The organism is Bradyrhizobium sp. USDA 4451 (genome assembly GCF_054822585.1).
Genome location: NZ_JBTRCH010000001.1, coordinates 5,079,952 through 5,106,443 on the forward strand (window position 1 = coordinate 5,079,952; position 26,492 = coordinate 5,106,443).

The 26,492-nt window shown below is 64.2% G+C and carries 23 protein-coding genes and 1 tRNA gene; 16 read left to right on the plus strand and 8 right to left on the minus strand.

The window, feature by feature from the left end; all coding sequences use genetic code 11:
* Window positions 1–129 precede the first annotated feature (129 nt).
* From ACVMB0_RS23240 to ggt, 3 genes are all read left to right on the plus strand, one after another.
* A complete protein-coding gene (locus ACVMB0_RS23240) occupies window positions 130–438 on the plus strand; it encodes a BA14K family protein (RefSeq protein ID WP_456755379.1) in 309 nt (102 codons plus the stop codon).
* 146 nt (window positions 439–584) lie between these two features.
* On the plus strand, window positions 585–2,084 hold the full coding sequence (locus tag ACVMB0_RS23245; protein ID WP_456756565.1) for an amino acid permease: 1,500 nt from the start codon (window positions 585–587) through the stop codon (window positions 2,082–2,084).
* 85 nt (window positions 2,085–2,169) lie between these two features.
* On the plus strand, window positions 2,170–3,906 hold the full coding sequence (gene ggt, locus ACVMB0_RS23250) for a gamma-glutamyltransferase (RefSeq protein ID WP_456755378.1): 1,737 nt from the start codon (window positions 2,170–2,172) through the stop codon (window positions 3,904–3,906).
* Between the two features lie 133 nt (window positions 3,907–4,039).
* On the opposite strand, the gene ACVMB0_RS23255 is transcribed toward ggt, so the two are convergent.
* Entirely contained in the window at window positions 4,040–4,390 is a 351-nt protein-coding gene (locus tag ACVMB0_RS23255) for a hypothetical protein (protein WP_092112972.1), read from the minus strand.
* A 551-nt stretch (window positions 4,391–4,941) separates the two neighbouring features.
* On the opposite strand from ACVMB0_RS23255, the gene ACVMB0_RS23260 reads away from it, so the two are divergent.
* Window positions 4,942–7,434 (plus strand): penicillin-binding protein 1A, encoded by a 2,493-nt coding sequence (locus tag ACVMB0_RS23260; protein WP_456755377.1) that lies wholly within the window; start codon window positions 4,942–4,944, stop codon window positions 7,432–7,434.
* Between the two features lie 191 nt (window positions 7,435–7,625).
* Here ACVMB0_RS23260 and ACVMB0_RS23265 read toward each other — a convergent pair.
* A tRNA-Gln gene (locus ACVMB0_RS23265) sits at window positions 7,626–7,699 on the minus strand.
* A 637-nt stretch (window positions 7,700–8,336) separates the two neighbouring features.
* Here ACVMB0_RS23265 and ACVMB0_RS23270 point away from each other — a divergent pair.
* The 5 genes from ACVMB0_RS23270 (at window position 8,337) to ACVMB0_RS23290 (ending at window position 12,032) form a co-directional block, all read left to right on the plus strand.
* On the plus strand, window positions 8,337–8,669 hold the full coding sequence (locus tag ACVMB0_RS23270) for a hypothetical protein (protein ID WP_456755376.1): 333 nt from the start codon (window positions 8,337–8,339) through the stop codon (window positions 8,667–8,669).
* Window positions 8,670–8,679: 10 nt separating this feature from the next.
* A complete protein-coding gene (locus ACVMB0_RS23275) occupies window positions 8,680–9,105 on the plus strand; it encodes a phage holin family protein (RefSeq protein WP_461347806.1) in 426 nt (141 codons plus the stop codon).
* Window positions 9,083–10,132, plus strand: coding sequence for a DUF3618 domain-containing protein (locus ACVMB0_RS23280; RefSeq protein ID WP_461347807.1), 1,050 nt, complete (start codon window positions 9,083–9,085; stop codon window positions 10,130–10,132). Before ACVMB0_RS23275 ends, ACVMB0_RS23280 begins: the two co-directional genes overlap by 23 nt.
* Window positions 10,119–11,219 carry a YihY/virulence factor BrkB family protein gene (locus tag ACVMB0_RS23285; RefSeq protein WP_461347808.1) on the plus strand — a complete coding sequence of 367 codons (1,101 nt, stop codon included), beginning with the start codon at window positions 10,119–10,121 and terminating at the stop codon, window positions 11,217–11,219. Before ACVMB0_RS23280 ends, ACVMB0_RS23285 begins: the two co-directional genes overlap by 14 nt.
* A gap of 405 nt (window positions 11,220–11,624) precedes the next feature.
* Complete coding sequence (locus tag ACVMB0_RS23290) at window positions 11,625–12,032, plus strand: GNAT family N-acetyltransferase (protein WP_456756564.1); 408 nt, start codon at window positions 11,625–11,627, stop codon at window positions 12,030–12,032.
* 21 nt (window positions 12,033–12,053) lie between these two features.
* Here the strand turns inward: ACVMB0_RS23290 and ACVMB0_RS23295 are convergent, their stop codons facing one another.
* The 3 genes from ACVMB0_RS23295 to ACVMB0_RS23305 all read right to left on the minus strand — a co-directional run bounded on the left by ACVMB0_RS23295 (window position 12,054) and on the right by ACVMB0_RS23305 (window position 16,981).
* Window positions 12,054–12,563 carry an invasion associated locus B family protein gene (locus ACVMB0_RS23295; protein WP_456756563.1) on the minus strand — a complete coding sequence of 170 codons (510 nt, stop codon included), beginning with the start codon at window positions 12,561–12,563 and terminating at the stop codon, window positions 12,054–12,056.
* 105 nt (window positions 12,564–12,668) lie between these two features.
* Window positions 12,669–15,815 carry a multidrug efflux RND transporter permease subunit gene (locus ACVMB0_RS23300; protein ID WP_461347809.1) on the minus strand — a complete coding sequence of 1,049 codons (3,147 nt, stop codon included), beginning with the start codon at window positions 15,813–15,815 and terminating at the stop codon, window positions 12,669–12,671.
* Window positions 15,812–16,981: an efflux RND transporter periplasmic adaptor subunit gene (locus ACVMB0_RS23305; RefSeq protein ID WP_461347810.1), complete on the minus strand. Its 1,170-nt coding sequence runs from the start codon at window positions 16,979–16,981 to the stop codon at window positions 15,812–15,814. The genes ACVMB0_RS23300 and ACVMB0_RS23305 overlap by 4 nt, the downstream gene beginning before the upstream one ends.
* Window positions 16,982–17,163: 182 nt before the next feature.
* Here ACVMB0_RS23305 and ACVMB0_RS23310 point away from each other — a divergent pair, with 182 nt between their 5' ends.
* The 7 genes from ACVMB0_RS23310 (at window position 17,164) to ACVMB0_RS23340 (ending at window position 23,840) form a co-directional block, all read left to right on the plus strand.
* Entirely contained in the window at window positions 17,164–17,625 is a 462-nt protein-coding gene (locus ACVMB0_RS23310; RefSeq protein ID WP_461347811.1) for a MarR family winged helix-turn-helix transcriptional regulator, read from the plus strand.
* Between the two features lie 117 nt (window positions 17,626–17,742).
* A complete protein-coding gene (locus ACVMB0_RS23315; protein ID WP_456755369.1) occupies window positions 17,743–17,982 on the plus strand; it encodes a hypothetical protein in 240 nt (79 codons plus the stop codon).
* A gap of 246 nt (window positions 17,983–18,228) precedes the next feature.
* A complete protein-coding gene (locus ACVMB0_RS23320) occupies window positions 18,229–20,808 on the plus strand; it encodes a TonB-dependent receptor (protein WP_461347812.1) in 2,580 nt (859 codons plus the stop codon).
* A 20-nt stretch (window positions 20,809–20,828) separates the two neighbouring features.
* Window positions 20,829–21,518, plus strand: coding sequence for a Fe2+-dependent dioxygenase (locus tag ACVMB0_RS23325; protein ID WP_456755367.1), 690 nt, complete (start codon window positions 20,829–20,831; stop codon window positions 21,516–21,518).
* Between the two features lie 3 nt (window positions 21,519–21,521).
* Window positions 21,522–22,571, plus strand: coding sequence for a tonB-system energizer ExbB (gene exbB / locus ACVMB0_RS23330; protein WP_461347813.1), 1,050 nt, complete (start codon window positions 21,522–21,524; stop codon window positions 22,569–22,571).
* A 3-nt stretch (window positions 22,572–22,574) separates the two neighbouring features.
* On the plus strand, window positions 22,575–23,033 hold the full coding sequence (exbD, locus tag ACVMB0_RS23335; protein ID WP_461347814.1) for a TonB system transport protein ExbD: 459 nt from the start codon (window positions 22,575–22,577) through the stop codon (window positions 23,031–23,033).
* 12 nt (window positions 23,034–23,045) lie between these two features.
* The gene (locus tag ACVMB0_RS23340) at window positions 23,046–23,840 is read left to right on the plus strand and encodes an energy transducer TonB family protein (protein WP_456755364.1); all 795 of its coding nucleotides are present in this window, start codon (window positions 23,046–23,048) and stop codon (window positions 23,838–23,840) included.
* Window positions 23,841–23,844: 4 nt separating this feature from the next.
* Here ACVMB0_RS23340 and ACVMB0_RS23345 read toward each other — a convergent pair whose 3' ends face one another.
* The 3 genes from ACVMB0_RS23345 to ACVMB0_RS23355 form a co-directional block, all read right to left on the minus strand.
* A complete protein-coding gene (locus ACVMB0_RS23345) occupies window positions 23,845–25,065 on the minus strand; it encodes an ABC transporter substrate-binding protein (protein ID WP_461347815.1) in 1,221 nt (406 codons plus the stop codon).
* Between the two features lie 197 nt (window positions 25,066–25,262).
* The gene (locus ACVMB0_RS23350; RefSeq protein ID WP_456755362.1) at window positions 25,263–25,691 is read right to left on the minus strand and encodes a hypothetical protein; all 429 of its coding nucleotides are present in this window, start codon (window positions 25,689–25,691) and stop codon (window positions 25,263–25,265) included.
* An 81-nt stretch (window positions 25,692–25,772) separates the two neighbouring features.
* Window positions 25,773–26,453 carry a site-2 protease family protein gene (locus ACVMB0_RS23355; RefSeq protein ID WP_212014662.1) on the minus strand — a complete coding sequence of 227 codons (681 nt, stop codon included), beginning with the start codon at window positions 26,451–26,453 and terminating at the stop codon, window positions 25,773–25,775.
* Between the last annotated feature and the right edge of the window lie 39 nt (window positions 26,454–26,492).

Below are 26,492 nucleotides of genomic sequence, written 5' to 3' on the forward strand. Positions count from 1 at the left end.
AGGCCCCGGGCGGCTCGCAGCATCGTGACGCCGTGGCCCCTGTGTCCGGAGCATCGCCGTCCCTATGTCCGTCTGGGGGCGGCCCGGCCGTCTTCCGGCACATATTCATTGATCGATAGGAGAGGCCGTATGACCAGGTCGTCGGCAGTCGCAGCCGCCATGCTGCTCGTGGGAATGACGTTCACGCCGGCCTCGGCCCAGATCTCGGAGCCGGCACTGTTCGACGCGCAAAATCCGGGGCGCAGCGCGATCAACGGCGGCGCCCTGACGCCATGGGGCGAGGCCCAGGCGGCACAACGCAGCGGCAACCCCGTGAACGCCAATGGCGCCATGCTGCCCGCGGCGGCGCCATCCTCTTCCTGCGTACGTTACCGTTCATTCGATCCGGCGTCCGGCACCTTCCTTGGCCGCGACGGACGCCGCCATCCCTGCCGATAGGGGCCGCCACCGCGCCTGGCGGTGGATAAGCGCGCTGTCCTTCGTCCGCGGCTCGAACGACTGGACGCCGGACGCGTTATAGTCAGCCGATCGCATTGGGCCCTGCCGGACCCGGGCGGCGGAGGGCATCTGGCGTGACCGACACCCTGGCCGGATTCTGGGATCGAAAGTCGACCTCCGAGCTGCTGCGGGAAGCGGCGCGGGCCGACGGCGACGCGGAGACGCCCGTCTTCAAACGCTCGCTCTCGGCGTTGCAACTGGTCACGCTGGGCATCGGCGGCATCATCGGCGCCGGCATCTTCGTGCTGACCGGCCACGCGGCGGCTGCGAATGCCGGTCCCGCCGTCACGCTCTCCTTCATGCTCGGCGCCGTCGCCTGCGCCTTCGCCGGCCTGTGCTACGCGGAGATGGCCTCGACCGTGCCGATCTGCGGCAGCGCCTACACCTACGCTTATGCCACGCTCGGCGAACTGATCGCCTGGATCATCGGCTGGGACCTGATCCTCGAATACGCGGTCGGCGCGATCGCGGTCTCGGTCGGATGGTCCGGCTATTTCGTCAGCTTCATGTGCGATTTCGGCGTCAACCTGCCGCAGCAATTCACCTCGGCGCCGCTCGCCTACGATGCCAACAGCGGCGTGTGGTCGTCGACCGGTGCGGTCATCAACATCCCGGCGATGGCGATCATCGCGTTTGTCACCACGCTGCTCGTGGTCGGGATTCGCGAGTCCGCGCGCTTCACCGGTTTCGTCGTCGTGGTCAAGCTCGTCGTCATCGCATTGTTTCTCGCCACCGCGGCGTCGTCGGTGACGCTGGCGAACTGGGTGACGGCGGGCAATCCGCAGGGCGCGCTGATCCCTCCGAATGCGGGTCCTGGCGTGTTCGGCTGGTCCGGCGTGATCCGCGGCGCGGCGGTGGTGTTCTTCGCCTATATCGGCTTCGACGCGGTCTCGACCGCGGCACAGGAGGCGAGGGTGCCGGAGCGCGACATGCCGATCGGCATTCTCGGCTCGCTGGTGATCTGCGCTGCGCTCTATGTCGCGGTCGGCTTCGTGCTGACCGGCATCGTGCCGTATGACCGGCTCAGCGTCCCGGACCCAATCGCGGTCGGCATCGATGCTGTCGGCATCGGCTGGCTCGGTCCCTTCATCAAGCTCGGCATCCTGTTCGGATTGACGTCGGTGATCCTCATCATGCTGCTGGCGCAGCCGCGGATCTTCCGCGCCATGGCGCATGACGGGCTGCTGCCGGGCATCGCTGCCAGGATCCATCCGCGATTTCAGACCCCGTATGTCTCGACCATCTTCTCCGGCACCGTCGCTGCTGTTCTCGGCGGGCTGCTGCCGATCGGGCTGGTCGGCGAACTGGTTTCGATCGGCACATTGTTCGCATTCACGGTGGTCTCGATCGGCACGCTGGCGCTGCGTGTGCGCGATCCGGACCTGGCACGGCCGTTCAGGGCGCCGGCGATCTGGCTGGTGGCCCCGGCTGCCGCAGCGACCTCGCTGTTCCTGATGTTCGGCCTGCCGCTCGACACCTGGATCAGGCTCGCGGTGTGGCTCGTGATCGGGCTTGCGATCTATGCGGCCTATGGCAGGCGTCACAGCCGGCTGCGGGCGCGCGGCGAACGCCGCGTGGGCCTATAGTGCGCACGCGTGCGGCCTGCTAGATGTACCCGTTGAGATAGCACCTTAAAGCCGCGACAAGTCGGCATTCCCCGGGGAGCCTTCCATGCAAAATTCAACGGTGCAGGCGCGGTGGATGGTCGCCGTGATTGTTTCACTCGGCATCCTGTCGGCGGCGCCAGGGCGGGCAGCCTCCGTCGCACCCGTCGCCGCCGAGAACGGCATGGTGGTTTCGGCGCAGCATCTCGCGACCCAAGTCGGCGTCGAGGTGTTGAAGCGGGGCGGCAATGCCGTCGATGCGGCGGTCGCGGTCGGTTACGCGCTTGCGGTCGCCTATCCCGCCGCCGGCAATCTCGGTGGCGGCGGGTTCATGACCATCCAGCTCGCCGACGGCCGCAAAACCTTCCTGGATTTCCGCGAGACCGCCCCGAAGGGCGCTACCGCCAACATGTATCTCGACAAGGACGGCAGCGTCATCCCCGGCCTGTCGACCAAGGGGCATCTCGCCGTCGGGGTGCCGGGCTCGGTGGCCGGCATGGAATATGCGCGCGAGAAATACGGCACGATGAAGCGCGCGGACGTGATCGCACCTGCGCTGCAGCTCGCGGAGGACGGCTTCGTGCTCGACCAGGGCGATATCAGCATGCTGCAAACCGCGACCAAGGATTTCCAGGACGATCCGGCCTCGGCTGCGATCTTCCTCAACGACGGCAAGCCGTTCCAGGTCGGTGAGCGGCTGACACAGCACGAGCTCGCCGAGACGCTGCGCGAGATCAGCAAGCGCGGCACCGATGGTTTCTACAAGGGCTGGGTGGGGGCGGCCATCGTCGCCTCGAGCCAGGCCGGCAAGGGCCTGCTCACGCAAGAGGATCTCGACAATTACAAGGTGCGCGAGCTCGCGCCGGTCGAATGCGACTATCGCGGCTACCACGTGGTCTCGGCGCCGCCGCCGAGCTCGGGCGGCGTAGTGATCTGCGAGGTGCTCAATATCCTTGAGGGCTATCCGCTGAAGGAGCTCGGCTATCACTCCGCGCAGGCGGTGCACTACCAGATCGAGGCGATGCGCCATGCCTATGTCGATCGCAACAGCTATCTCGGCGATCCCGACTTCGTGAAGAATCCGCTCGACCGCCTGCTCGACAAGACCTACGCGGAGAAGATCCGTGCCGCGATCGACCCGGCCAAGGCCGGAGTCTCCAGGGACATCAAGCCCGGCGTTCCGCCGCACGAGGGCAGCAACACCACGCATTATTCGATCGCCGACAAGGACGGCAACGCGGTGTCGGTCACCTACACGCTGAACGACTGGTTCGGCGCCAAGGTGACCGCGGCCAGGACCGGCGTGCTGCTCAACGACGAGATGGACGACTTCACCGCCAAGGTCGGCGTGCCGAACCTCTACGGCCTGGTGCAGGGGGAGGCCAATTCGATCGTCCCGGGCAAACGCCCGCTGTCCTCGATGAGCCCGACCATCGTCACCAGGGGCGGCAAGCCGGTGATGGTCGTGGGGACCCCTGGCGGCAGCCGCATCATCACGGCCGTGCTGCTGACGATGATCAACGCGATCGATTACGGCATGGACGCGCAGGAGGCCGTCGACATGCCGCGCTTCCACCAGCAATGGCTGCCGGAGGCGACCAATCTCGAGGACTTCACGCTGTCGCCGGACACGCGGAACATTCTGGAAGGCATGGGCCACAAGTTCGGTCCGCCGCAGCCGGCCAATCACCTTGCGGTCATCATCGTCGGCGCGCCGTCGCTGGACGGCAAGCCGGTCGGCAACAATCGCTTCTATGGCGCCAACGATCCGCGCCGCAATTCGGGGCTCGCCGCCGGATACTGATCGTGAGAGAGCTGTAGACCCATGAGCCAACGGGTCGTGCGAACGCGCGCCCGATGACAGGCTCCGCGACATGCGGGGCCCCAGATATCCCTCCGCTCATCCGGGCTGCGAATCTGCTTATCGGCAGCGCGCCTCAAGCAACGGCAGTCGACCGGCCGTCGTCGTGCCCACTCGTCAGCAGCAGGCGCCGGCGGATGGCATCTTCGACCAGGGCCAGCGATTGCCTGGCTTCACGCGCCTCGGCTTCGGCGGCCTGGGCGCGGAATTCGGCGGCATCGAGCTGCTCCTGCTGGGACTCGATGCGCCGCCGGGCTTCCTCGAGCGCCCGCGACGCGTCCCTCAGCTTGCGCTCGGTCGCGGCGATGATTTCGAGCTGCGCCTGTTCGGCAGCCTCGGCGCGGGCTTCGCCGGCTCGGGCCCTGTCCTCGATGCTGCGGAACAAATCCGCTGCCTGATAGACCAGGTCCAGGGCCTCGGTCCCCATTGCCGATGTCGGAGGCCTCGGAAATCCGAGGACGTTGGGGTCGGCCGCAAAGGGCCGTCTAAATCCGCGCAGTGCCATGCAAATCAGCCCGTCGCGAGTCGCGTGTATTCGAACAACTTGCGGTAGTTATAGTTAACGGATCGTTAATCTGGTGGCCCCGCAGGCGCTGTCCACCGGTTTCTGATGTCCCAGTAACTCGAAGCGGCAACTAGGTAGTGAATGTCGCGATCCGGCACGCGCTTTTCTTTCGCGACTCGCCCCGTGCGCAAGTGCAGCGCTGGAGGCAGGATGGCTGCGGCGAGGTGCGGGCGAATCGGAGCGCGAGCGCACTGCAGATCGATCGGGCCTCGCGGAGCGTCGCCGGAGCGGCGAGGCCGGCTGATTTGGCGCCCGCGCGCGAGCCGGGCTCTATGGCATAAGTTTGACGCCTGAGGCGCTTTAATTCTCCGCTGTTGAATTGCAGGTCCCTGGTACGACCGATATACCGGGCGGCCTAAGTGGCACGCAGCGCGCTCAGAACGAGCGACGCATCCGCCACGGAAATCTGGTCGATGAAATTTCTGTTGCGGTTCTTCGGGTTCCTGTTCACGGCAGGAACCATCCTGTTCCTGGCTGGTCTGGCCGCGGTCGCAGGGCTGTTCTGGCATTTCTCCAAGGACCTGCCCGACTATTCGCAGCTCCAGAACTACGAGCCGCCGGTGATGACCCGCGTCCACGCGGCGGACGGTTCGCTGCTCGGCGAGTTCGCCAAGGAACGCCGGCTCTATCTGCCGATCCAGGCGGTGCCGAAGCTCGTGATCAACGCCTTCCTCGCCGCGGAGGACAAGAATTTCTATGAGCATGGCGGCGTCGACTATACCGGCATGGCGCGCGCCGGCGTTGCCTACATCCAGAATTTCGGTTCCAACCGTCGTCCGCAGGGCGCCTCCACGATCACCCAGCAGGTCGCCAAGAACTTCCTGTTGACCAACGAGGTGTCGTTCAGCCGCAAGATCAAGGAAGCCCTGCTGGCGATGCGAATCGAGCGGGCCTATTCCAAGGACAAGATCCTCGAGCTGTATCTCAACGAGATCTATCTCGGCCTCGGCGCCTACGGCATCGCGGCGGCCTCGCTGGTGTATTTCGACAAGTCGGTCAACGAACTGACGATCTCGGAAGCGGCCTACCTGGCGGCGCTGCCGAAGATGCCGGCCAGCCTGCATCCGGTGCGCAACCGCGCACGCGCCATCGAGCGGCGCAACTACGTGATCGACCGCTTGCAGGAGAACGGCTGGATCACGGCGGCCGACGCCGACAAGGCGCGCAAGGAGCCGCTGACCGTCACCAGCCGCACCAACGGCGCGCACACCTTCGCCGGCGAGTATTTTTCGGAAGAAGTCCGCCGCGACATCTTCGAGCGCTATGGCGAGAAGAAGCTCTATGAAGGCGGCCTGTCGGTGCGAACCACGCTGGATCCCAAGATCCAGGTGATGGCGCGCAAGGCGATGGTGGCGGGGCTCGTGAACTATGACGAGCAGCAGGGCTACCGCGGCGCGATCCAGAAGCTCGATTTGTCGGCCGACTGGGGCGTGCCGCTGGCCGAGATCAAGTCGCTGTCCGACATCTCGCCGTGGCGGATGGCGGTGGTGCTGGAGAGCAACGACCAGTCGGCGCGGATCGGCTTCCAGCCCGGCCGCGAGCTCGGCGGCGCCATCAGCAAGCAGCGCGAGACCGGTATCATCACGCTCGAAGGCGTGCGATGGGCGAGGCTGTTGTCTGGTCCGTACAAGGGCAGGACGCCGACCTCGGTGGCGCAGGTGCTGCAGCCCGGCGACGTGATCTATGCCGATCCGCTGTTCACCAAGGACGGCAAGGCGGTCGAGGGCCAGTACCGGCTGCGCCAGATCCCCGAACTGTCGGGCGCGATGGTGGCGATGGATCCGCACACCGGCCGCGTGCTCGCGATGGTCGGCGGCTTCTCGTTCGACCAGAGCCAGTTCAACCGCGCGACCCAGGCCTACCGGCAGCCGGGCTCGACCTTCAAGCCGATCGTGTATTCGACGGCGCTCGACAACGGCTACACCGGATCGACCGTCATGATCGACGCGCCGATCGAGATCGACCAGGGGCAGGGCAATGTCTGGCGCCCCGAGAACTTCTCGACCGGCAAATACCAGGGCCAGGTCACGCTGCGCAATGCGCTGCGGCTGTCGCTCAACACCGTGACGGTGCGGCTGGCGCAGGAAATCGGCATGCCTGTCATCGGCGAGTACGCCAAGCGTTTCGGCGTCTATGACGAGCTGCCGAACTATCTCGCCTATGCGCTCGGCGCCGGCGAGACCACGGTGATGCGGATGGCCACCGCCTATTCGATGATCGCCAATGGCGGCATCCGCGTGAAGCCGACCCTGATCGACCGCATCCAGGACCGCTACGGCCACACCATCTTCAGGCACGACCAGCGCGAATGCCGCGGCTGCGATGCACCGGAGGGCTGGAAGAACCAGCCGGAGCCGCAGCTGGTCGACCGCCGCGAGCGGGTGCTCGACGCGATGACGGCCTATCAGATCACCTCGCTGATGGAGGGCGTGATTCAGGCCGGTACCGGTACCGCGCTGAAGGAGGTCGGCAAGCCGCTCGCCGGCAAGACCGGCACCTCGAACGAGGCCAAGGATCTCTGGTTCGTCGGCTTCTCGCCGGATCTCGTGGTCGGCCTCTATGTCGGCTACGACAAGCCGCGCTCGCTCGGCCGCAACGCGCAGGCCGGCCACACCGCGGCGCCGATCGCGCGCGACTTCATGAAGCTCGCGCTGGCCGACAAGCCCGCCACCCCGTTCAAGCAGCCGGTCGGCATCCGCCTCGTGCTGGTCGATGCCAAGACCGGCCTGCGCGCCGCGCCGGGGCAGAAGGGCGTGGTGCTCGAAGCCTTCAAGCCGGGCCAGGCGCCGCCGTACTATGATCCCGGGATGGTCGCCGGCACCGACGTGATCGACGGCACCCAGCAGGGCATCTCGCCCGACGCGGATCGGGCCGTGATGCGGTCGGGGACGGGCGGATTGTACTGAGGCCGGGGGGCGGGCATCGGCTAACCGCACGCGTGCAATCTCTTGCGCCGCCGCGGCGTTGCAATTGTCCGCACGCCGCGCTTCCAGACAAGCTGGCCGCGATCCGGCTGAACCATCGCCTCTGCGAGGAGCAGCAACACGGGACGCTGTCGTGAGAATTCTTCAGGTTAGTTGCGCCACCGGGGGCGAATTGGCTGGGGAACCTGGATTCGAACCAAGACAAACAGAGTCAGAGTCTGTTGTGCTACCGTTACACCATTCCCCAAAGAAGCACTTGAAATTCCAGCGCTTATTTCAGTGGTTTGCAATGCCTGCGGTGAGTTTTGCAAATCAGCCTGATTGGTGCGGCTGATATAGCGACCGCGCCGTTCGCGGTCTAGTCCTTATTGCTCAAGAGCCTGAGCTTCCTTAGCCGTCCTCCGCGGCCCTCATCTGGTCGGCGCACGTAATGCTCAACGTTTTGACGCGACGTTTCGATGTCGTTGGCGATCTGATTTGTCTCATAACTTGCTCGGATCTGGCCAAGATGCCTGTGCCGCGCAGGCCATGAATGGTCGGTGGTCAGCCTCTTCGGGGGCGGCAAGAAACGCCAGTTAGAAGGTCAGCGATGTTGATGCTTTCGGGCTGGCCACTTGCCGCACTTTCTGGCTCTGCGCCGGGCGCTGGAAGTTGATGCCATAGACAACCAGCAGGTTTCCCAGACGGTCGGAAATCGAAGCACATATCAGCTGCTCCAATCCATTGCGTCGTCGTGGGTTCGGGACGAAGTCCCCATTCCTTAGACCCTCGTGTTTTTTCCGCGCGCAAGGAACGTCAAAGGCTCCTCACTGTTGGCGTTCCGAAGCAGCATTTTTGCAGCGGGCGCAACGGGGGCGGTGCGAGCTGCGAGTGAGGACTCGGACATGCAAGCAGCAGACACAATCACCCAAGTCGAAGCAGTCGCAGAACAGCAGAAGCAGGCAGGTGCCGGTCAAGCCGATCAAATGGCCAAGGCGGTGCACAAAGCGGCGGACGAGCTTCAAGAACAGATGCCAAAGGCCGCCGAGTTCGTGCACGGGGCAGCTTCACAACTGGAAAAGGGCGCCGACGCGCTGCGCAATCGTGGCATCAGCGACCTCATGACAGGCTTCAACGATCTGGGACGTAAGGAGCCGCTGGCGCTCTTTGGGGCCGCCATCATCGCAGGCTTCGCTGCCTGTCGTTTCCTCAAGAGTTCCGCCGAAAAATCGAATTGAGGCGAGTACCATGGCTGCTTCCAATTATCCGCGTCCAGTCCCCCAGATCGTCAGCGACCTCTTTTCGCAATTCACCTCGCTCATGCGTAAGGAGGCCCAGCTCGCCCGCGCTGAGCTCTCTGAGAACATTGCCAGCGTCGGGCGGGGCCTCGGGATGGTCATCGGGGGCGCGGTGCTGCTGATTCCAGCACTCGTCATCCTGCTCCAAGCCGGAGTTTCAGCTCTTACAGATGGGTATGGCTTAGCACCATACTGGTCCGCCCTGATCGTCGGCGGCGCCGTGCTGCTCCTCGGGATCATTCTCCTCCTCATCGGAATCAGCCGCCTCAAGATCGAAAACATCATGCCCGGCAGAACCGTCCACCAGCTCCAGCGAGACGCATCGGTAGCCAAGCAACAAGTGAGCCAGAACCATGACGCACAGCGAGCAGCTTGAACGAGAGACCGAAGAGCAGCGGACGCAGCTTGCCAACACCTTGGACGAGCTCCGGGCCTGTATGACGCCGGGGCACGTAGTTGATCAGTTAGCCGACAGGGTCAGCGAGGGAGCCGCCGCGTCGTTTACGCGCAATCTACGGGATCAAGCGGTCAATAATCCTCTCCCCATCATGATCATGGGGGCGAGCATTGCATGGATGATGCTGGGATCGCGCACCGGTTCAGCAGCCGGCCCGATGCGGCGGACCGCAGGTCGCATGCGGGATGCCGCTGAGAGCGTCCGAACGGTAGCCGACCAGGCGAGCGACGGTGCCGCCGAGAAGAGCGGCGAATGGACCAACAAGGTTTCGACCGCCCGGAGCGAGGTCGCGGATAGCCTTGCTTCGGCCGCGGATCAAACCAAGAAGGCTGCCAATGACACGGGACGGAACATGCGAGACGCTGCCGGCTCGATGGTCGAATCGGCCCGGGAAACTGCTGCGCAGACTCGTGAAAACATTCGCGATACCGCTGCCTCCATGACTGATTCCATGCAGCGCACCGTCTCTGAAGGATACGAAGCTATCGCCGACGGCGGGCGTCGTACCGCCGCGTCAATCTCCGACTCCACGAAGGCGGCCGGTCAACGAACGTTGCAGACGGGCAATTCCCTCGTCGAGTTCTGCCGTGAACAACCATTGCTCCTGACCGGGATAGGAATCGCTGTGGGCGCGCTAATGGGCGCGCTGCTGCCGGCGACCGGAGTGGAAGATCGCATGATGGGAGAGACGAGCGACCAAATGAAGGAACAGGCCAGGGATTTCGCATCGGAGCAGTACGACAGCGCAAAGAAGGTCGGCGAGCGCGCTCTGGATGCGGCGCAGGACGAGGCCACCAAACAGGCACAAAAGGCAGATGCCAGCTCCGGCGAGGTCGCGGCACACGGGGCCAAGAGCGACCAAGCGACGCTGGTGCCCGATGAGTCTCAGACTTCTGAAGGCGAGTGGCAAGGGCAGCCCTGGAAACCCGAGAATGCGCCGGTCTGAGCACGTCGATACCAAGAAGGCAGGCCCGCCGCTTTGGGCTACCGACATGACCCTTGCCCTAGTCGCGGCCGGTCTCTGGGCCCGGCGGTTTTCAGAGGCGACTGTGGAGGTTCGTGGAAATCGGCCGCAGTCCGATGAGGGCCGCGGCCGCCTTGCAACGATGCCCTCGGAGATTCCGGCGCGAGGTTGGAAAGACATCCTGCTGAGGGTCTACCAGAACATCTCCGAGCACCGGATCGTGGCTTTGGCGGCAGGTGTGACGTTCTACAGCCTTCTCGCGATCTTTCCAGCAATCGCTGCTCTTGTGGCCGTATACGGCTTATTTGCCGATCCGGTAACGCTCGCCCTCCAGTTGGACAAGCTGTCCGGCCTGCTGCCCGGCGGCGCGCTCGACGTCATCCGCGATCAACTGACACGAGTTGCGGCGCAGCGGGGTGCTACGCTCGGATTGACTTTTGTCGTGAGCCTTTGCCTCTCGCTATGGAGCGCAAACGCGGCGATGAAGTCTATTTTCGATACTCTGAATATCGTCTACGCGGAGCGGGAGAAGCGCAGCTTTGTCAGGCTGAATGCGATCTCGCTCGGATTTACGGCTGCCGGAATCGGTTTCGTGCTGCTCGCGATCGGAGCCATGGTCGTTCTCCCGATTGCGCTCAAATATCTTGGTTTGTCAGAGGTCGGTGAACTCATCTTGCAAGTCGCACGGTGGCCAGCAATGTTTGTGATCGTCACCTTGGCGCTTGCATTCATCTATCGCTTGGGCCCCTCGCGCGAACAACCCCAGTGGCGCTGGATCACCTGGGGAAGCGCATTCGCGGCAGTAGGCTGGCTCGCGGCCTCGATCCTGTTCTCCTGGTATGCGGCGAACTTCGGATCATTCAACAAGACCTACGGTTCGCTTGGCGCCGTGATCGGCTTCATGATGTGGATCTGGCTGTCCGCAATCGTGATCCTGATCGGCGCCGAACTCGACGCGGAAATGGAACATCAGACAGCGCGCGATACCACAACCGGCCCACCGAAGCCGATAGGAGCGCGGCGGGCGACAATGGCTGATACCGTGGGGGCCGCTCAGACAAAAAGTTAGGGACGCACGACAGGCTAGTAGGGGACCGTCAAGCTCCGAACCCTCCCGCGCGAATGCCACAACGGCAGAAGCGTCTCTCCGTTGGTACGATTTTCCCATACCCGACCCCCGCCCGAGAGTCTTGCAAACTTCTCAGAAGTGCCCGGATCTAGTCGGATCAGAAAAGGGCAGGACTGCAAAACCGGTTGGGAAAAATCAGCGAGTTAGCCCAGAAACTGATAGGCTGCCGTTACACCATTCCAAATCAACAGCTTAGCTGGAGGTCTGGACATCTCGGTGCAGCGAGTTCGCCTGCCAAATCGGCGCCTGCGAGTTTGCGATCTTCTACCGCTTGGTCCCGGGCCCAAGCATAATCGACCATGGTTTCGCGTGTTGTCCGGCTTGTTGCGACAGAGGTTTAAGGTGATGGACGAAATCCTCTATGCCCGCGAGTCGTCGATCGGCGTCGACGAGTTCATCGACGTGCTGCGCCAATCGGGCCTCGGCGAGCGGCGTCCGCTCACGGATACCGACCGGATGGGGCGCATGATCGCCAATGCCAACCTGATCGTGACCGCGCGGAAGGCAGGCAGGCTGGTCGGCGTCTCGCGCGCGCTGACCGATTTCGCCTATTGCTGCTATCTGTCCGATCTCGCGGTCGATCGCGGCTATCAGGGACATGGCATCGGCAAGCGCCTGATCGCGGAGACGCGGCGCCTCGCCGGGCCTGAATCGATGTGCCTGCTGCTGTCGGCGCCTGACTCGATGAGCTTCTATAAGAGCATCGGCATGCCGCAGCCGGACAACGCGTTCCTCTACAAGAGGGAACGCTAGCGACCTGCGGCGTGCGCGGCGTTACTTGATCTTGTCGTACACCGTCGCGAAGTCGGCGAGCGGCATCGGGATCGAGATGGTTTCCTTGCCGAGGTTCTGGAACGACACCTTGAGCTGCTTGCCCGATTTCAGCTGCGCCAGGACGTCGGCGGCGATCGGGGCGTTGATGTAGCAGCCGCGCGCCTCGCAGGTCTGGATCGGCACATCGACGGCCTTGCCGTCGTCGACCTGCAGCTTGGCGCCGACAGGCAGGTTCAGCCCGAGCGGAAGCTGGATCAGCGCAACCGGCGTGCGGGTGTCACCGGGAACACGAATGTTGACCAGCACGATCAGCTGACCGGTCTTGGTGAGAACGGCGGTCTGCTCCATCGCGCATTCGAGCGGCGCGTCACGGCTCGCGCTGGTGCAGCGCGCGACCCAGCCGGTGTTGCTGCCGGATGCATCAGCTTGTGGAGTTGCGGCAGCGGCGGCTGGAGCCGGCGCGGGCGTGGTCTTGCCCTTCGGTGTCTGGGCGTGGCCGAGGCCCGCCATGCCGAATGCGCTGAACAGAACCACGAGCGATCTTGCGACAATCTTCACGATACCGGCTCCGAAACGAACATCTTTCGGATGTGCCGGTATCCGGGCAAAGTCAAGTCACTCGGCAGCCTGCTTGACCGATCCGTCCTCGCCATCACCGGCGTCATGGTCGGCGCGCGGCGAGCGGCCCCAATTCGCAAATGCGTTGGAGAGCTTGTCGAGATAGAGATAGACGATCGGGGTCGTGAACAGCGTCAGCGCCTGGCTGACGATCAGGCCGCCGACCATGGCGTAGCCGAGCGGCTGGCGGATTTCCGAGCCGGTGCCGGTCCCCAGCATCAGCGGCACGCCGCCGAGCAACGCCGCCATCGTCGTCATCATGATCGGCCGGAAGCGGAGCAGGGCGGCCTGGCGGATCGCCGCCTCCGGCTCCAAATGCTGGTCGCGCTCGGCGGCGATCGCGAAGTCGACCATCATGATGCCGTTCTTCTTGACGATGCCGATCAAGAGGATGATGCCGATCAGCGCGATCAGCGAGAAGTCGAAGCCGGCCGCCATCAGGATCGCCAGCGCGCCGACGCCGGCCGACGGCAGCGTCGATAGAATCGTGATGGGGTGGATGTAGCTCTCGTAGAGAATGCCGAGGATCAGGTAGACCACCACGAGCGCCGCCAGGATCAACAGCGGCACGGTCGACAGCGATTGCTGGAACGCCTGCGCGGTGCCCTGGAAGCTCGAGCTCAGGGTCGGCGGCGCGCCGAGGTCGACCATCGCCTTCTGCACCGCCTCCGTCGCCTGGCCGAGCGCTGTACCCTGCGCCAGGTTGAAGGAGATCGTGATCGCCGGGAACTGGCCCTGGTGGCTGATCGACAGCGGCCGCACCGGCGCGCTGGTCCATTTCGCAAAGGTCGACAGCGGCACCTGGTCGCCGGTCAGCGGCGACTTGACGTAGATGTTGTTCAGCGTGTCGATCGCGCCCTGCAGCTCCGGCAGCACCTCGAGGATCACGTGGTAGCTGTTGAGCTGGGTGAAGTACTGCGTCACCTGGCGCTGGCCGAAGGCGTCATAGAGCGTGTCGTCGATCAGCTGCGGCTGGATGCCGTAGCGCGAGGCGGTGTCGCGGTTGATCTTCAGCTCGACCGTGGTGCCGTTGGTCTGCTGGTCGGTGGCGACGTCGCGCAGCTGCGGCAGCGTCTGCATCTTCGACAGGATCTTCGGCGCCCACTGGTTCAGCTCGTTGAGGTCGGCGTCCTGCAGCGTGAACTCGAACTGGGTGCGGGTCGGGCGGCCGCCGAGGCGGACGTCCTGTGCCGCCTGCATGAACAGCCGGGCGCCCTGGATCTTCTCCAGCTTCGGCCGCAGCCGGGCGATGATCTGCTGCGCGTTGGCGTCGCGCTCGCTCAGCGGCTTCAGCGTGATGAACATGGTGCCGTTATTGCCGGCACGGCCGCTGCCGCCGATCGCCATCGCCACCGTCGCCACGCCGGGATCCTGCAAGACGATCTTGCCGAGCTCCTCCTGCTTGCGCTTCATCTCGGCGAAGGAGATGTCCTGGTTGGCTTCCGAGGTCGCGGTGATCAGGCCGACGTCCTGCTGCGGGAAGAAGCCCTTCGGGATGATCACGAACATGTAGACCGACAGCGCCAATGTCGCGAAGAAGATCATCAGCGTGGTGAACTTCCAGCGCAGCGCGAGGTCGAGCACGCTCTGATAGCCGCGCAGCATGGCGTCGAAGCCGCGCTCGCTGAGCTGGTAGAAGCGGCCGTGCTTCTCCTCATTGTGCGCGCGCAGGAAACGCGAGGCCATCATCGGGGTCAGCGTCAGCGACACGAACATCGAGACGAAGATCGTCATCGCCAGCACGACCGCGAATTCGCGGAACAGGCGGCCGATGATGCCGCCCATCAGCAGCAGCGGGATCAGCACCGCGACCAGCGAGATGCTGATCGAAACGATCGTGAAGCCGATTTCCTGCGACCCCTTGAAGGCGGCCGCCATCGGCTTCTCGCCCTCTTCGATGTAGCGGCTGATGTTCTCCAGCATCACGATGGCGTCGTCGACCACGAAGCCGACCGCGATCGTCAGCGCCATCAGCGACAGATTGTCGAGGGTGTAGCCGAACACCCACATCAGCGCGCAGGCGCCGAGCAGCGCCAAGGGCACCGTCACGGTCGGGATCACGGTCGCCCAGAAACTGCGCAGGAAGACGAAGATCACCATCACGACCAGGAAGATGGTCAGGAGCAGGGTGTACTGAACGTCCTCCACCGCGGCGCGGATCGTGGTGGTGCGGTCGGAGATGACTTCGATCTTGATCGCCGGCGGGATCGCGGCAACCAGCCTGGGCAGCGTCGCCTTGATCTTGTCGACGGTGTCGATGACGTTGGCACCGGGCTGCTTGAACACGACGAGGAACACGCCGCGCTGGCCATTGGCCCAGGCGGCCTGCTTGGCGTCCTCCGGTCCGGTGACGGCCTGGCCGACGTCGCGGATGCGCAGCGGCCCGCCATTGCGGTAGGCGATGATGACGTCATTCCACGGATCAGCCGTCAGCAGCTGGTCGTTGGCGTAGATGGTGTAGGCGCGGGTGGTGCCGTCGATATTGCCTTTCGGGCTGTCGACGGTGGCGATGTTGATCGCGGCGCGGACGTCTTCCAGCGACAGGCCCTTGGCGACGAGCTTGGCCGGGTCGATCTGGACGCGGACCGACGGCTTCTGCTGGCCGCCGATGATGACCTGCGCGACACCGGAAATCTGGCTGATCTGCTGGGCCAGCTGGGCGTCGACGGCGTCACTGACCGTGGTCAGCGGCAGCGTGTCGGACGTCGCCGACAGCAGCATGATCGGCGCGTCCGCCGGGTTGACCTTGCGATAGGTCGGCGGCGAGGGCAGGGTCTTCGGCAGCTGGCCGCTGGCCGCGTTGATGGCGGCCTGCACGTCGTTGGCGGCGCCGTCGATCGAGCGGTTGAGGTCGAACTGAATGGTGACCGCCGCGGTGCCCAGATAGCTCGTCGAGGTCATCTGGGCGATGCCGGGGATCTGCGCGAACTGGCGTTCCAGCGGCTGGGCGACCGAGGTCGCCATCGTCTCGGGACTCGCGCCGGGCAGCGTCGCGGTGATCTGGATGGTGGGGAAGTCGACCTGCGGCAGCGGCGCGACCGGCAGCAGCGGATAGGCCACGAGGCCGATGAACAGGATGCCTGCCATCAGCAGCGAGGTGCCGATGGGGAAGCGAATGAATGGTGCGGATATTCCGGCGCTCATTCCTGCGTGACCTTCGACTGGGACTGATCCGAGCTCGCCACCGCCGTTGTCACCAGGGTTCCCGGCGAGACCTTGTACTGGCCCGCGGTGATCACCTGCTGTCCGGGCGACAGGCCCTCGTCGATCACCGACTTGCCGTCGATCGACTGGCTGACCTTGAGTTTGCGAAGCTCGGCCTTGTTCTCCTGATTGACTGAATACGCGTAGAGGCCTTCGGTGCCATGCTGCACTGCGTCATCCGGGACGACGGTGGCATCCTTCAAGGTTCTGACCAGCAGCCGGGTGGAGACCGACTGGCCCGGCCACAGCGCATGGTCCTTGTTATCAAACACCGCCTTGAGCCGAACAGTCCCGCTCGTGGTATCGACCTGATTGTTGATCAGCGCCAGGGTTCCGGTCGAGAGCACCCTCTTGCCGTCGGTGGTCAGCGCAATGGTCTTCGGCGGCGCCACGGCGAGCGCGGCCTTGATGTCGGGCAGCTGGTCCTCGGGGGCGGTGAAAATCACCGTGATCGGCTCGATCTGGGTGATCGTCACGATGCCGGTCTGGGCCGAGGCGTTGACGATGTTGCCGATATCGACCAGGCGCAGGCCGACGATGCCGTCGATCGGCGACTTCACGGTGGTGTAGTCGACCTGGGTCTGCGCGTTGAAGATGGCGGCCTCGTCGGCCGCGATCTGCGCCGTGAGCTGGGCCACGGTGGAACGCTGGGTATCGAGCTGCTGACGGGTCGCGAACTCGCCGAGCTTGGTGTAGCGCTGCAGATCGAGATTGGCGTTGGCGAGGTTGGCCTCGTCCTGGGCCTTCTTGGCCTTGGCCTGGTCGAGCGTTGCCTGATAGGGCCGCGGATCGATTTCGACCAGCGTATCGCCCGCCTTGACGAACTGGCCTTCCTTGAAGGCGATCTTGGTGATCTGGCCGTCGACCCGGGTGCGGACCTGGACGGTGTTGAACGCCTGCACCGTGCCGAGACCGGTGAGGTAGACCGGGAAGTCGGCCTTTTCGACCGGCGAGATCTTGACCGGAACCGCGGGGCGCTGGGCGGCGCGCTTCTGCGCGGCCTCGGTCGCCTGCTGGTTGAGTGTATATTTTTGCCAGCCGAAATAACCGGCGGCGCCGACCGCAGCGATCACTAAAACCCAACCGATGGTGCGTGACTTTGACATGCGGACTCTTGGGTTCGACGTAACAATAAAGGGTGATTGAAACGGTTCACAGAGCTTGCGGATATAATATGCGTGCACTTAATGTGTAAACACACCAAGGCTTGAGAATCCTAAACATTTGGAAAGGTTTAGGTCAGAAACGAGCAGCAACATTCCGTCTGGGAAACGCACCGAGGACCCCTATGTCGCGCGATCTCAAACGCCAGTTCATTGCGCAGCTCGTCGAGAGTTCCCGGCTGCTGCGCAACTATATCGATCATCGTGCCAAGGCGCGAGGCACCACGCGTGCTCAATGGATCGTGCTCTTCCGTTTGCGCGAGCAGGAGGGATTGTCCCAGGTCGATCTCGCCGATGTCCTCGAATTGCAGCCGATCTCGCTGGTGCGGCTGCTCGACCGCCTCGTCGAGCATGGTCTGCTCGAACGCCGTCCCGATCCCAGGGATCGCCGCGCCAATCGCCTGTTCCTGACCAACAGCGGGCGCCGGCTGGTCGACGATCTCGACAGTCTGCGCGATGCGATCGCCTGCGACGTGCTGCGCGACGTCTCGGACAAGCATGTCGAGAGCGGCCTTGCCACGCTTCGCGCGGTCAAGGACCGCATTAAGCTGCTCGGCGAGCAGGCGGAGCACATCGCCGCGAAATAGCGTGCGTCTCTTTGCAAGAACGTCTGCGTCGGCTCGCCGAGATTACGCGACGCGGTTGAAACGCCGCGGGATGTCGTTCATATCGCGCAGCGACGGTGTGAGCGGACGAGGACAGCGATGGATGAGTTGAACGGGCGCATGATGGCGTGCCAGCTCCTGGTGACAGGATTGATCGCGCGCGTCGCCAATGAGCAGCGAGACCCGCTGCGCTTCCTCACCGACTTCCGCGACGAGATCAAAGCGGTCGTCAACGGCGTCAATATCGCCGGCCTCGAGAACAGCGACCGCGTGCGGCAGGTCGCGCAGCGGACCATCGACGAGCTGTTTTCACTGATGAAGCCGCCAAGCGCCGAGTGAAAGGCGCATCGGCCGCTGCCTGCAACCATGCGAGGCAGCAATTTAGAACGATTATTAGAACGCTTAAAAACTTCACTTTAGAACGATTTCAAAGGCGAGATTAGAATCGCTTTGAATTGGGGCGATTCAAGCGAAGTGTTGCGCTCGCCGCATTGATAAAAAAAGTCACGCTCGATAACCGAAAGAGACAGTTCTTCGCAGCTTCATTTCGCGATCGAACTGACTTCGTTTGGGGGCGTGCAAGACATGAACAATATGAAGGCGCCGACATCGCTGCGCTTCGGAGCAGCAATCGGTTCGGCTGACGATACGGGTTATTCCGCCACGAAGGTCTCCGCGGTCGCAAGCCTGATCGCGGTGGCGTCGTTTTCGGGAGCTGAAGCGCAGCAGTCCAGCCTGCCGCCCGTTAATGTCGATGCCCCGGTCGCGCGTCCGAAGCCCGTCTCATCCAAGCCAACATCGGATCAGGTCCGCGCCCGCAATGCGCTGCGCCGCGCCGCGCGGCGCGCCAACCAGCAGGCACAGCAGGCGCCGGTGCCGTTTCCGAATGCCGGCGGTCTTCCCCCCGACCGCAACCCCTACGCCGATCCGGCGGCGCCGTACAAGGGCGACCGTCTGCAGGCGTCCGGCAAGTTTCCCGAGCCGATCCTGAACACGCCGAAGTCGGTCACGGTGCTGACCAAGGACATCCTCGAAGACAAGAACGCCACCTCGCTGAAATCGGCGATCCTGTCGACGGCGGGCGTCACGCTCGGCACCGGCGAGGGCGGCAATGCGTTCGGCGACCGCTTCTTCATCCGCGGCTTCGATGCGCGCAACGACATCTTCATCGACGGCGTGCGCGATCCCGGCGTCAGCGTCCGCGAGAACTTCTTCACCGAACAGGTCGAGATCCTGCGCGGCCCCGGCTCGTCCTTTGCAGGCCGCGGCACCACCGGCGGCGCGATCAACATCGTCACCAAGCAGGCGACGACGGAGAAGAGCTTCTACAACATGGACACCACGTTTGGCACCGACCAGACCAAGCGGGTGACACTCGACGTCAACCAGGTGATCAGCCCGACGCTGGCGATCCGCGCCGGCGGCCTGTTCCAGGACGCCAACGTCGCCGGGCGCAACAACACCACCGATGACCGCAGCGGAGCCTTCGTCGCGGCGAAGTGGACACCGATCGACGCGGTGAAGATCACCGCCGACTACGTGCACACCGACCTCCACGGCATACCGGACTTCGGCGTTCCCTACTACCGACCGGGTTCACCGGCGCCAGGAAACATCTTCACCAGCACCGCCGGCGGTCCGTTCCCTCAATTCGGCTCCCCCGCCAATAATTTCTACGGCTTGGTCAATCGCGACTTCTTCAAGGTTCAGCAGGACATCGGAACGGTCAGCACCGAAGTCCATGTCACGCCGGACCTCGTCCTCACCGACAAGTTCCGCGCTTCGCGCGCGATGAACAACTACATCGGGACGATTGCCGAGTCGCCGGTGGTCGCAACTCCGCTCTCGGCTTCGACGATCACGATGAATCCGCAGAGCCGCTACCAGATCACCGACGTGGTCGCAAACCAGAGCGAAGCGACCTACAAGTTCGACACCGGCGGCTTCAAGCACACGGCGGTCGGCGGCGTCGAGATCTCGCGCGAGACCTCGTATATCGACAAATACACCGGCCTGAGTTCGGAGCTGACGACCGGTACGCCGTTCAACGGCGCCGGCTCGATTTCCGGCGTCAATGTGTTCGCGCCGCAATACACCTACACGCCGTTCACGTCGACGCCGACATTGAGCGGTCTGCCGACCAACCTCGCGATCGACACCGCGAGCGTCTATCTGCTCGACAGCGTCAACTACCGTGATCTCGTCATCCTCAATGGCGGCATCCGCTACGACGACTATTCGATCAAGACCAGCGGATACGGCACGGTGTCTGGCGCGACGGTCTTCGGTGCGCAGAGCGCGGAGTTCGGCATGCCGAACTTCAACCTCGGGCTGACGCTGAAGCCCGCGCCGAACGGCAGCGTTTACGCCGCGTACGCGACGTCGTCGAACCCGGTGGGCGCTGAATTCGACGGCACCAGCACGGCGTATGGCGGCCTGTCGCCCGTCCTCAATGGCAGCTCCAACCAGATCTTCGGGCCGGAAAAGAACCAGGCGATCGAAGTCGGCACCAAGTGGGAGCTGTTCGACCGGCACCTGCTGGTGACGGCCGCGCTGTTCCAGACCAACAAGGAAAACGCGCGCGAGGCGCAGAACATCACGCCAACGACCGGCACGGCGACCTGTCCCTATCCGGTCACCACCCCCCAGATCACGAGTTCCGTATCGTGCATCACTGCCGGTGCCGCCTACTGGGTACGCGGCATCGATCTCGGCGTCGGCGGCAAGATCACCGACAAGTGGAGTGTGTTCGGCGGCCTCGTGCTGATGCAGTCGCAGGTGACGAAGTCGAACGCGCCGTCGCCGCAGCCGCTGCTCTACCCGACCAATGTCGGGCTGCCGCTCGCCAACGTCGCGCATCAGTCGTTCAGCATGCTGACGAAGTACCAGCTCACCGACATGTGGGAGCTCGGCGGGCAGGCGGTCTACCGCTCGAAGATTTATGGCGGCACGCTGCTCGCGGCCAACCAGGGCACCTCGCTCCCGAGCTACTGGCGCTTCGACGCCTTCGCCGAGGCGAAGATCGACCAGCACTGGACCGTGAAGCTGTTCGTCAACAACATCTTCGACAAGCGCTACTACGATGCGCTCTACCAGAGTGCGACACCTTTCGTGCTGGAAGCGCCGGGACGCGCTGCGTATCTGGTTGTGTCTGCGCGTTACTGACGGAGGCCTCGCGGCACGAGATGCTGGTCTGTGTTCCCAACGTATTGAGCAAGGCTGATGTGGCGGACTTCCGCCGCATCATGGAGCAAGCCGAATGGGAGGACGGCCGCTCGACCGCGGGTGCTGCGTCCGCCATGGTCAAGCGCAACGAGCAGTTGCCGCCCGACAGCGAGGTCGCCAGGCTGCTCGGCAACCGCATCCTGTCGGCGCTGTCGGCAAGCCCGCGGTTCATCTCGGCGGCGATCCCGCTGAGGATCTTTCCGCCCTTGTTCAACCGCTACGCCGCAAGCGACGGACACCATTTCGGTCTGCATGTCGACAATGCGGTGCGCGGCGACCGACTAACCGGCATGCGGATCCGCACCGACCTCTCGGTCACGCTGTTTTTATCGGAGCCGGAAGAGTACGATGGCGGCGAACTCGTCATCGAGGACCGCTACGGATCGCATGAAATCAAGCTGCCGGCGGGCGATCTGGTACTTTATCCTGCTTCCAGCTTGCATCTGGTCACGCCGGTCACGCGGGGAGTTCGGGTAGCGTCTTTTTTCTGGTTGCAGAGCATGGTACGGGATGCTCACGCGCGCAGCCTGATCTTTGATCTCGATACTGCGATCCAGGCTCTGGTGGAGCGGCTGGGGCGCGATGACCCTGAAACGGTCAAATTGACCGGGATTTATCACAACCTGATCCGTCACTGGGCTGAAGTGTAACTGATGATGACATTCAAGTTCCCCGCTGCATCCGCCATGATCGCCTCGCTGGCGATGCTGATGCTGGCCGCGCCGTCTTCGGCGCAGCAGCAAACGGCGCCTGCCGCGCAGTCCGTGACCCGGCCGCAGCCCGCTCCCGCGGCTCAACCGGCGGCCGCCCAGGCCCAGCCTGCGGCCGCTGCCCAGGCGGCGCCGATGGCCCAGCCGGCCGCGCCCGTGGCGCCGCCAGCCCAGGCCACGCCGGCACAAGCCGCGGCGGCTCCGGCACCGACGGTGCTTGAAGCGTCGCCCGCCGGCGGCGACGGCAAGTCGCCGAAGTCGACCGCGACCGGCCTGCACGAACTGTCGCCGTGGAATATGTTCTTGAACGCCGACATCATCGTGAAGGCGGTGATGCTTGGCCTTGCGTTCGCGTCGCTCGTGACCTGGACGGTGTTCATCGCCAAGATGGTCGAGCTGACCGTGGCGCAGAGCAAGCTGCGCGGCGCGCTCGCCAAAATCGCTGAATCGCGTTCGCTGGCCGAAGCGCAGTTCGCGCTCGGCGCCAAGGGCAGCGTGCTGTCGTCGTTCATTGCAGCCGCGATGCGCGAGGGACGTCTGTCGGCGGGCATCTCGAGCGATGCCGGCATCAAGGAGCGCGCCGCCTCGAGCTTCGCCGAGATCGTGCGCGCCGAAGCCCGCAAGATCCGCGTCGGCATGGGCCTGCTCGCGACCATCGGCGCGACCTCGCCCTTCGTCGGCCTGTTCGGCACGGTCTGGGGCATCATGAACAGCTTCATCGGCATTTCGAAGTCGCAGACGACCAACCTTGCTGTGGTGGCGCCGGGCATCGCGGAAGCGCTGCTGGCGACCGCGATCGGCCTCGTCGCGGCGATCCCCGCTGTCATCATCTACAACCATTTCTCGCGCGTCACGAAGGTCTATCTCGAGCTCGTCAACCGCGCCTCGGGCGCCGCGGGACGGCTGCTGTCGCGCGATCTCGACCGCACCCATGGCAGCATTCCCGGTGACGTTCCGCGCAGCGCGCATGGGCGCGCCGCCGCGGCGGAGTAAGCGATGGCAGTCTCGATCTCCGAGAACGACGGCGACGACGATTTCGCGGAATCCCACGAGATCAACGTCACGCCGTTCATCGACGTCATGCTGGTGCTCTTGATCATCTTCATGGTGGCGGCGCCGCTCTCGACCGTCGACCTGCCGATCGACCTGCCGACCTCCAGCGCGACGCCGCAGAAGAAGCCGGACAAGCCGACCTATCTCAGCATCAAGCCGGACCTGACGCTGGCGATCGGCGAGAACGCCGTGAAGCGGGCCGAGCTGATCAATTCGCTCGATGCGGTGCCTGACATGAGCCGGGACAAATACGTGTTCCTGCGTGCCGATCGCACGGTGCCCTATGGCGAGCTGATGGGCGTCATGGAGCTGCTGCGCGCCGGCGGCTATACGCATGTGAAGCTGGTCACGCTCGAGGGCGTTCCGGGCGCCGCGGCGCCGGCCGAGCCGGCCAAACCCTGACGGCGAGCAGCGATGTCCACCAACCCCGATCTCGATCTGCGGACCTCGAAGCGGCTCTGGGTGATCGCCGCGGTGACGGCGGTCGGGCTGCATCTGGGCGGCGCGGCGCTGGCGCTGACGAATTTGCGCGGTGACGACGGCGACGAGGGGCTTGGCGCCGCCGGCGCCGAGTATGCCATCGAGCTCTCCTCGCCGGATGTCCCTGAAGAAGCCGCACCGCCCGGTGCGCCGTCCGACGAGCAGCAGGCCGTGCAGGAGATGGCGCAGCAGAAGGCGGAGGTGAAGGACACCGATCTGCCTCAGGAAAAGCCTGTCGAGGCCGACGACCCCGATCGCATCGTGACGGAAGACACCGCCAAGAAGCAGAAGGAGGAGGAGGCCAAGGTCGCCAAGGTCGAGACCAACGCCCAGGAGGCGCAGCAGGCTTCAGAAGCGGCCGCGCCGACCAAGCTCGACGACGCGCGCCAGTCGGAGACGACCAAGGCGCCCAATCCCGGCATCGGCAAGGACAAGCTCGCGCTGACCGCCAAATGGGGCAAGAAGATCAGCGCCTATCTCGACCTGCACAAGAAATTCCCGGAGAACGGCAAGGCCAAGGAGGGCAAGGTGAAGCTTGCCCTGGTGCTCAACCGCCTCGGCAAGGTGTTGTCCGTCGCCGTGATGGAAACGTCCGGAGATGTCGCATTCGACGACGCCGCGGTCTCGATGGTACACCGTTCCGATCCGGTGCCGGCGCCGCCCGCCGGGCTGACCGAGGACCAGTTCTCCTTCACGCTTCCGGTCACGTTCAACAAGCCGAAGAAGTAGCGCGTCAGCTCTTCTTCACCAGCGGGCAGACGCTCTTCTCGAGCGGCAGCCAGGCTTCATCCGCAGGGATGGTGGCGATAAGCTTGTAATAGTCCCACGGATATTTCGATTCCGATGGCTTCTTCACCTCGAACAGATAGGCCGGGTGGATCTTGCGGCCGTCGACGCGGATCGAGCCCTTGCCGAACAAGGGATCGTCGGTCGGCATCTCCTTCATCTTGGCGACCACGGCGCGGCCGTCATGCGGATTGCCGCCGAGCGCGTCGAGCGCCTTGAAATAGTGGATCAGCGACGAATAGACGCCGGCCTGCACCATGGTCGGCGGGTTCTTCTTGAAACGCTCCATGAAGCGCTTGGTGAAGGCGCGGGTCTGGTCGTTCATGTCCCAGTAGAACGTCTCGGTGAAGTTCAGGCCCTGCGCGACGTTGAGGCCGAGCGCGTTGATGTCGGTGATGAACAGCAGCATGCCGGCAAGCCGCTGGCCGCCCGAGACGATGCCGAATTCGGCGGCCTGCTTGATCGCATTGGTGGTGTCGCCGCCGGCATTGGCGAGGCCGACGATCTTGGCCTTCGAGCTTTGCGCCTGCAGCAGGAACGACGAGAAGTCGGCGTTGTTGAGCGGATGCTTGACGCTGCCGAGCACCTTGCCGCCATTGGCGGTGACGACCGCGGACGTGTCGCGCTCGAGCGCCTGGCCGAAGGCATAATCCGCGGTGAGGAAGAACCAGCTGTCGCCGCCGGATTTCACCAGCGCCTTACCGGTGCCGTTGGCGAGCATGTAGGTGTCGTAGACCCAATGCACCGTGTTCGGCGAGCACTGCGCGCCGGTGAGGTCGGACGAAGCGGAGCCCGAGTTCAGATTGACGACATTCTTTTCCTTGGCGAGGTTGGCGATCGCGAGCCCGACATTGGAGGCGGCGAGATCGACGAACACGTCGACCTTCTCGACATCGATCCATTGCTTGCCGATATTGACCGCGACATCCGGCTTGTTCTGGTGATCCGCCGAGACCAGATCGATCTTCCAGCCCTTGGCCAGCAGCCCGGAATCCTCGATCGCCATCTGCGCCGCCACCGTCGAGCCGGGACCGCCGATATCCTGATAGAGGCCGGACTGATCGCCGAGCGCGCCGACCTTCGCCACCTTGTCCATCGTCTGCGCCGACGCCGCGCCGGCGAATACGAGGCTTGTGGTCATGATCAGGGCTGCAATGGAATGCTTCATGTTCCCTCCAGTATGATTTTGTTTTTTGAGTTCCGCATTATGCCCGGCATCGGGCGCAGCGCCTAGGGCACCGCCGCGAGTACGTGCACGCGATATTCCACGCGGCGGCGATTGCGCGGCTGATGACGCGCGGCGCGATGCCGCGCCACCCGCGTGTCGGTCATCAATATCGGAGACGAAGAGAGGCGCCGACGGCGCTATCTCCAGTAGTAGCGGATCGCGACGTAGACCACGACGAGGCAGGCGAAGATCAGCGCCACCGGCATCGGACGCTTGGCGTTCGGGTTCGACGTATTCGTCTTCTTTGCGGGCAGGCGGCGGAATGCGGTGACATTGCCGGTGTCGGCGACCGGCTCGCGCGTCCGTGCCGGAACCTCGGGCGCCTTGCCGGCGCCGCCCATCTCCGCATAGTAGGTGCGGTACATCTCCTGGATGGTCGCCTCGCTGGCCTCGGCGTCGCTCATCTGCTCTGTGAGCTTCTTGTAGATGGCGAGGAAATTCTGCGCTTCGGGCGGCAGCGCCGAGGCGCCGTTCAGCTTGGCCATCATCTTCCAGGTTGCAAAGTCAGCCCGCGCACGCGTATCGGCGCGTCGTGCAATCAGCATATCGGCAGCTTTGATCACCATGGCCTCGACGCGTTCCTGTCCCCGCGCATGACCCCGGCAAGCGGGCACCGGTTTTCCGATCGGGTCGTGCACTCATGAAAGCTATGTGTTTCCGGTAATGAGGAGAAGGGCATTGATCACATAGCCGGTCAGAGTTCGCAGTATCGTTGAAATAACATCAAGATTTAGGCCGACTTGCCTGCCAATCACGGGCAGCAGGATCAGGAGCCCGATCAGGATCAGCATGCCGTAGGGCTCCAGCCGGGCCAGCGGGATGGCCAGCGGCCGCGGCAGCAGCCCGACCGCGACCCGGCCGCCGTCCAGCGGCGGGATCGGCATCATATTGAAGATCGCGAGCACGATATTGATCAGGAACGCGTTTTTCAGATTGTCCGCGGTCCATTTCGCGGCATCGGCGGGAACCAATGGCAGCGCGTGGAATGCCAGCGCTGCCGCGGTCGCCAGGATGATGTTGGTGACCGGACCGGCCAGCGCCACCCAGACCATGTCGAGCTTGGGATGGTTCAGCTTGCGGAAGTTCACCGGCACCGGCTTGGCGTAGCCGAACAGGAACGGCGAATGCGCGAACAGCAGCATCGCAGGCAGGATCAGCGTGCCGAACGGGTCGATGTGCTTCAGCGGGTTGAAGCTGACGCGGCCGAGCTTCCAGGCGGTGTCATCGCCGAGCCGGTGCGCGACGAAGCCGTGTGCGGCTTCGTGAAACGTGATCGCGATGACCAGCGGCAGCACCCAGACGGAGACATCGTAGAGGGAAATGTTCAATGCGTGCCGCCTTTAGGTTCGCGGGGGCCGGACCTCAGG

What these genes read in the sequence shown, in the direction of transcription:
- ACVMB0_RS23295 (WP_456756563.1), bottom strand. Translation starts at nt 12,563, where the DNA reads ATGGCGGGCCTCGGCCACGCCCAGACACCGAAGGGCAAGACCACGCCC.
- ACVMB0_RS23285 (WP_461347808.1), top strand. Translation starts at nt 10,119, where the DNA reads ATGCGCCGGTCTGAGCACGTCGATACCAAGAAGGCAGGCCCGCCGCTT.
- exbB (WP_461347813.1), top strand. Translation starts at nt 21,522, where the DNA reads ATGATGACATTCAAGTTCCCCGCTGCATCCGCCATGATCGCCTCGCTG.
- ggt (WP_456755378.1), top strand. Translation starts at nt 2,170, where the DNA reads ATGCAAAATTCAACGGTGCAGGCGCGGTGGATGGTCGCCGTGATTGTT.
- ACVMB0_RS23315 (WP_456755369.1), top strand. Translation starts at nt 17,743, where the DNA reads ATGGATGAGTTGAACGGGCGCATGATGGCGTGCCAGCTCCTGGTGACA.
- ACVMB0_RS23300 (WP_461347809.1), bottom strand. Translation starts at nt 15,815, where the DNA reads ATGAGCGCCGGAATATCCGCACCATTCATTCGCTTCCCCATCGGCACC.
- ACVMB0_RS23280 (WP_461347807.1), top strand. Translation starts at nt 9,083, where the DNA reads ATGACGCACAGCGAGCAGCTTGAACGAGAGACCGAAGAGCAGCGGACG.
- ACVMB0_RS23290 (WP_456756564.1), top strand. Translation starts at nt 11,625, where the DNA reads ATGGACGAAATCCTCTATGCCCGCGAGTCGTCGATCGGCGTCGACGAG.
- ACVMB0_RS23320 (WP_461347812.1), top strand. Translation starts at nt 18,229, where the DNA reads ATGAACAATATGAAGGCGCCGACATCGCTGCGCTTCGGAGCAGCAATC.
- ACVMB0_RS23305 (WP_461347810.1), bottom strand. Translation starts at nt 16,981, where the DNA reads ATGTCAAAGTCACGCACCATCGGTTGGGTTTTAGTGATCGCTGCGGTC.
- exbD (WP_461347814.1), top strand. Translation starts at nt 22,575, where the DNA reads ATGGCAGTCTCGATCTCCGAGAACGACGGCGACGACGATTTCGCGGAA.
- ACVMB0_RS23310 (WP_461347811.1), top strand. Translation starts at nt 17,164, where the DNA reads ATGTCGCGCGATCTCAAACGCCAGTTCATTGCGCAGCTCGTCGAGAGT.
- ACVMB0_RS23240 (WP_456755379.1), top strand. Translation starts at nt 130, where the DNA reads ATGACCAGGTCGTCGGCAGTCGCAGCCGCCATGCTGCTCGTGGGAATG.
- ACVMB0_RS23255 (WP_092112972.1), bottom strand. Translation starts at nt 4,390, where the DNA reads ATGGGGACCGAGGCCCTGGACCTGGTCTATCAGGCAGCGGATTTGTTC.
- ACVMB0_RS23325 (WP_456755367.1), top strand. Translation starts at nt 20,829, where the DNA reads ATGCTGGTCTGTGTTCCCAACGTATTGAGCAAGGCTGATGTGGCGGAC.
- ACVMB0_RS23260 (WP_456755377.1), top strand. Translation starts at nt 4,942, where the DNA reads ATGAAATTTCTGTTGCGGTTCTTCGGGTTCCTGTTCACGGCAGGAACC.
- ACVMB0_RS23350 (WP_456755362.1), bottom strand. Translation starts at nt 25,691, where the DNA reads ATGGTGATCAAAGCTGCCGATATGCTGATTGCACGACGCGCCGATACG.
- ACVMB0_RS23270 (WP_456755376.1), top strand. Translation starts at nt 8,337, where the DNA reads ATGCAAGCAGCAGACACAATCACCCAAGTCGAAGCAGTCGCAGAACAG.
- ACVMB0_RS23345 (WP_461347815.1), bottom strand. Translation starts at nt 25,065, where the DNA reads ATGAAGCATTCCATTGCAGCCCTGATCATGACCACAAGCCTCGTATTC.
- ACVMB0_RS23340 (WP_456755364.1), top strand. Translation starts at nt 23,046, where the DNA reads ATGTCCACCAACCCCGATCTCGATCTGCGGACCTCGAAGCGGCTCTGG.
- ACVMB0_RS23275 (WP_461347806.1), top strand. Translation starts at nt 8,680, where the DNA reads ATGGCTGCTTCCAATTATCCGCGTCCAGTCCCCCAGATCGTCAGCGAC.